The organism is Cyanobium sp. Aljojuca 7A6, from assembly GCF_024346455.1.
Lineage (GTDB): Bacteria > Cyanobacteriota > Cyanobacteriia > PCC-6307 > Cyanobiaceae > Cyanobium.
Map to the genome: position 1 here is coordinate 1 of NZ_JAGQCY010000031.1, position 3978 is coordinate 3978.

Genomic DNA, 3978 nt, shown 5'->3' on the forward strand with positions numbered 1-3978 from the left:
TAGGGAAGATGTAAGAAGCTTGTGTCGAAGTGATTGATCCTGGGCCATTAGCTCAGGTGGTTAGAGCGCACCCCTGATAAGGGTGAGGTCCCTGGTTCAAGTCCAGGATGGCCCATTCGTGTTTGGGGGTTTAGCTCAGTTGGTAGAGCGCCTGCTTTGCAAGCAGGATGTCAGCGGTTCGAGTCCGCTAACCTCCATCCAACGAGGTGAAGACCACCACCATGAAGCGGCAACAGGATGCATTTTGATGGGTGAGGTGACAAGACATGTTTAGCTGAGGACTCCAGCCTCCTTTCATTCCCAATCGTATGGATCACGCTGTTTGTGAATCCAAGACCGACGGTGGTTGAAAGGAAGCTGGACTCGCTGATTTTGGTGCGAGCCAAAGGTCAGTGACTCTAGCAAAGAACCTTGACAACTGTATAGGTAAGTCTGGATAAAGAAAGCATCTCATAGATGCCCAGACGGATGTGAACATCATTTGGTACTGCCAAGTGAAGGGAGCGTCTGCTTGGGAGATTCTTGAGTTTAGAGCCGAGAGCTTCCAGCGTCTTTTCGCTCCGCCGAGGAGGGAAGAGTTTGATTCTGTCTTTCAAACCGTCAAAGTCCCAGATCAATCGGGAAACCGAGAGATGAAAGGATGGAGAGAGGTGAAAGTGGAAGAATGGGTCTCAACAACCCTGAACGTTGGGAGTGTTAATTGGTCAAGCTACAAAGGGCTCACGGTGGATACCTTGGCACACAGAGGCGATGAAGGACGTGGTTACCTGCGAAAAGTCTCGGGGAGCTGGAAACACGCTTTGATCCGGGAATCTCCGAATGGGGCAACCCCTAGAACGGCCACCTGAATCCATAGGGTGGCGCGAGCCAACCCAGCGAACTGAAACATCTTAGTAGCTGGAGGAAAGGAAAGTAAAAACGACTCCCTAAGTAGCGGCGAGCGAACGGGGAAGAGCCTAAACCGATGGTTTCGACCATCGGGGTTGTGGGACAGCAACGTGGACCAGGGACGTTAGTGGAAGCGTTTGAAAGGCGCGCCATAGAGGGTGAAAGCCCCGTACGCGAAAACGAAACTGGCCTAGCTGTATCCCGAGTAGCACGGAGCACGTGAAATTCCGTGTGAATCCGCGAGGACCACCTCGTAAGGCTAAGTACTCCTGTGTGACCGATAGCGAAACAGTACCGCGAGGGAAAGGTGAAAAGAACCCCGGGAGGGGAGTGAAACAGAACATGAAACCGTGAGCTTACAAGCAATGGGAGTCCTACTCATAGGATGACCGTGTGCCTGTTGAAGAATGAGCCGGCGACTTATAGGCACTGGCAGGTTAAACCGGAAATGGTGGAGCCATAGCGAAAGCGAGTCTGAATAGGGCGTTGGTCAGTGTTTATAGACCCGAACCCGGGTGATCTAACCATGGCCAGGATGAAGCTTGGGTGATACCAAGTGGAGGTCCGAACCGACTGATGTTGAAAAATCAGCGGATGAGCTGTGGTTAGGGGTGAAATGCCAATCGAACCCGGAGCTAGCTGGTTCTCCCCGAAATACGTTGAGGCGTAGCGTCTAGTGCTATAGCAGGGGGGTAAAGCCACCGTTTCGGTGCGGGCTGCGAGAGCGGTACCAAATCGAGACGAACTCTGAATACCCTGTGTGAAACTAGGCAGTCAGACTGTGGGGGATAAGCTCCATGGTCGAAAGGGAAACAGCCCAGACCGCCAGCTAAGGTCCCCAAATGACTACTCAGTGATAAAGGAGGTGGGATTGCCCAGACAACCAGGAGGTTTGCCTAGAAGCAGCCATCCTCAAAGGAGTGCGTAATAGCTCACTGGTCGAGCGATCCTGCGCCGAAAATGAACGGGGCTAAGTAGTCTACCGAAGCTGCGGATTTAACTTGTTAAATGGTAGGGGAGCGTTCCATGTGGGGCGAAGCGTTAGCGTAAGCGGGCGTGGACTGCATGGAAGTGAGAATGTCGGCTTGAGTAGCGAAAACATGGGTGAGAATCCCATGCCCCGAAACCCTAAGGGTTCCTCCGGCAGGCTCGTCCGCGGAGGGTTAGTCAGGACCTAAGGCGAGGCCGAAAGGCGTAGTCGATGGACAACAGGTCAACATTCCTGTACCTGTCATGTTTTGGGAAGGGGGACGGAGAAGGCTAGCCCAGCCAGATGTTGGTTACTGGTTCAAGCGTTCGAGGCGTTGAGAAGTGGCGAAAACACTTTGAGCTGAGGCGTGAGTACGAGCTGCTACGGCAGCGAAGTGGGTGATGTCAAGCTTCCAAGAAAAGCCCTATACCCGTTAAGGCATGATGGCCTGTACCCGAAACCGACACAGGTGGGGTGGTAGAGAATACCGAGGGGCGCGAGATAACTCTCTCTAAGGAACTCGGCAAAATGGCCCCGTAACTTCGGGATAAGGGGTGCCACCGCAAGGTGGTCGCAGTGAAGAGGCCCAGGCGACTGTTTACCAAAAACACAGGTCTCCGCTAAGTCGCAAGACGATGTATGGGGGCTGACGCCTGCCCAGTGCCGGAAGGTTAAGGAAGCTGGTCAGCGTAAGCGAAGCTGGCGACTGAAGCCCCGGTGAACGGCGGCCGTAACTATAACGGTCCTAAGGTAGCGAAATTCCTTGTCGGGTAAGTTCCGACCCGCACGAAAGGCGTAACGATCTGGGCGCTGTCTCGGAGAGAGGCTCGGCGAAATAGAATTGTCTGTGAAGATGCGGACTACGTGCACCCGGACAGAAAGACCCTATGAAGCTTTACTGTAGCTTGGTATTGTGCCCGGGCTCTGAATGCGCAGGATAGGTGGGAGGCTTTGATCCATTGCTTGTGGGTGATGGTGAGCCAACGGTGAGATACCACTCTTTCAGAGCTAGGGTTCTAACGGTCACCCGTCATCCGGGGACCGGACAGTATCAGGTGGGCAGTTTGACTGGGGCGGTCGCCTCCTAAAAGGTAACGGAGGCGCGCAAAGGTTTGCTCAGGCTGGTTGGAAATCAGCCGACGAGTGTAAAAGCAGAAGCAAGCTTGACTGTGAGACCTACAAGTCGAACAGGGACGAAAGTCGGCTTTAGTGATCCGACGGTTCTGAGTGGAAGGGCCGTCGCTCAACGGATAAAAGTTACTCTAGGGATAACAGGCTGATCTCCCCCAAGAGTTCACATCGACGGGGAGGTTTGGCACCTCGATGTCGGCTCATCGCAACCTGGGGCTGAAGTCGGTCCCAAGGGTTGGGCTGTTCGCCCATTAAAGCGGTACGCGAGCTGGGTTCAGAACGTCGTGAGACAGTTCGGTCCATATCCGGTGCATGCGCAGGAATATTGAGAGGATTTCTCCCTAGTACGAGAGGACCGGGAGGAACGCACCTCTGGTGTGCCAGTTATCGTGCCAACGGTAAACGCTGGGTAGCCATGTGCGGAGAGGATAACCGCTGAAAGCATCTAAGTGGGAAGCCCACCTCAAGATGAGTATTCCCATGGCGTTAGCCAGTAAGGTCACGGGAAGAACACCCGTTGATAGGCTCTACGTGGAAGCCGGGTAACCGGTGAAGCGGAGGAGTACTAATAGACCGAGGGCTTGACCAACATCTGGTTCTAAGCCGGCCATGTCTAACTGTAGATTTCGAGAGGAGTCTGGGGTTTGGAGATGGCGGAATGACTTCTTTATCCAGAGGAGTGATGGCGAAAGCTGTTGCTCTCACCTATGCAGTTCTCAGGGTTCACCCCCTAGCCGTGACAGTTGTTGCGTGGCGGGGAAACCTATCCTGGTGTCCATGGCGCTGTGGAACCACACCGATCCATCTCGAACTCGGTTGTGAAACGCAGCAGCGGCGACGATAGTTGGGGGGTAGCCCCCTGCGAAAATAGCTCGATGCCAGGTAAAACTTCTTCTCTGCAGCAGCCGTCAGGCGTTGTGTGAGTCAGCGGCTCATCTGTGAGCTGCAGGAAAGGCCACCCGAGCAGGGTGGCTTTTCTATTGGCTGTC

At 54.1% G+C, this 3978-nt stretch carries 2 tRNA genes and 2 rRNA genes; all 4 read left to right on the forward strand.

The window, feature by feature from the left end:
• Positions 1-41 precede the first annotated feature (41 nt).
• The 4 genes from KBY95_RS16195 to rrf all read left to right on the forward strand — a co-directional run bounded on the left by KBY95_RS16195 (position 42) and on the right by rrf (position 3873).
• Positions 42-115 (forward strand) — tRNA-Ile (locus tag KBY95_RS16195).
• A 9-nt stretch (positions 116-124) separates the two neighbouring features.
• Positions 125-197, forward strand: a tRNA-Ala gene (locus KBY95_RS16200).
• 505 nt (positions 198-702) lie between these two features.
• A 23S ribosomal RNA gene (locus KBY95_RS16205) occupies positions 703-3578 on the forward strand.
• 178 nt (positions 3579-3756) lie between these two features.
• Positions 3757-3873, forward strand: a 5S ribosomal RNA gene (gene rrf / locus KBY95_RS16210).
• Positions 3874-3978 lie beyond the last annotated feature (105 nt).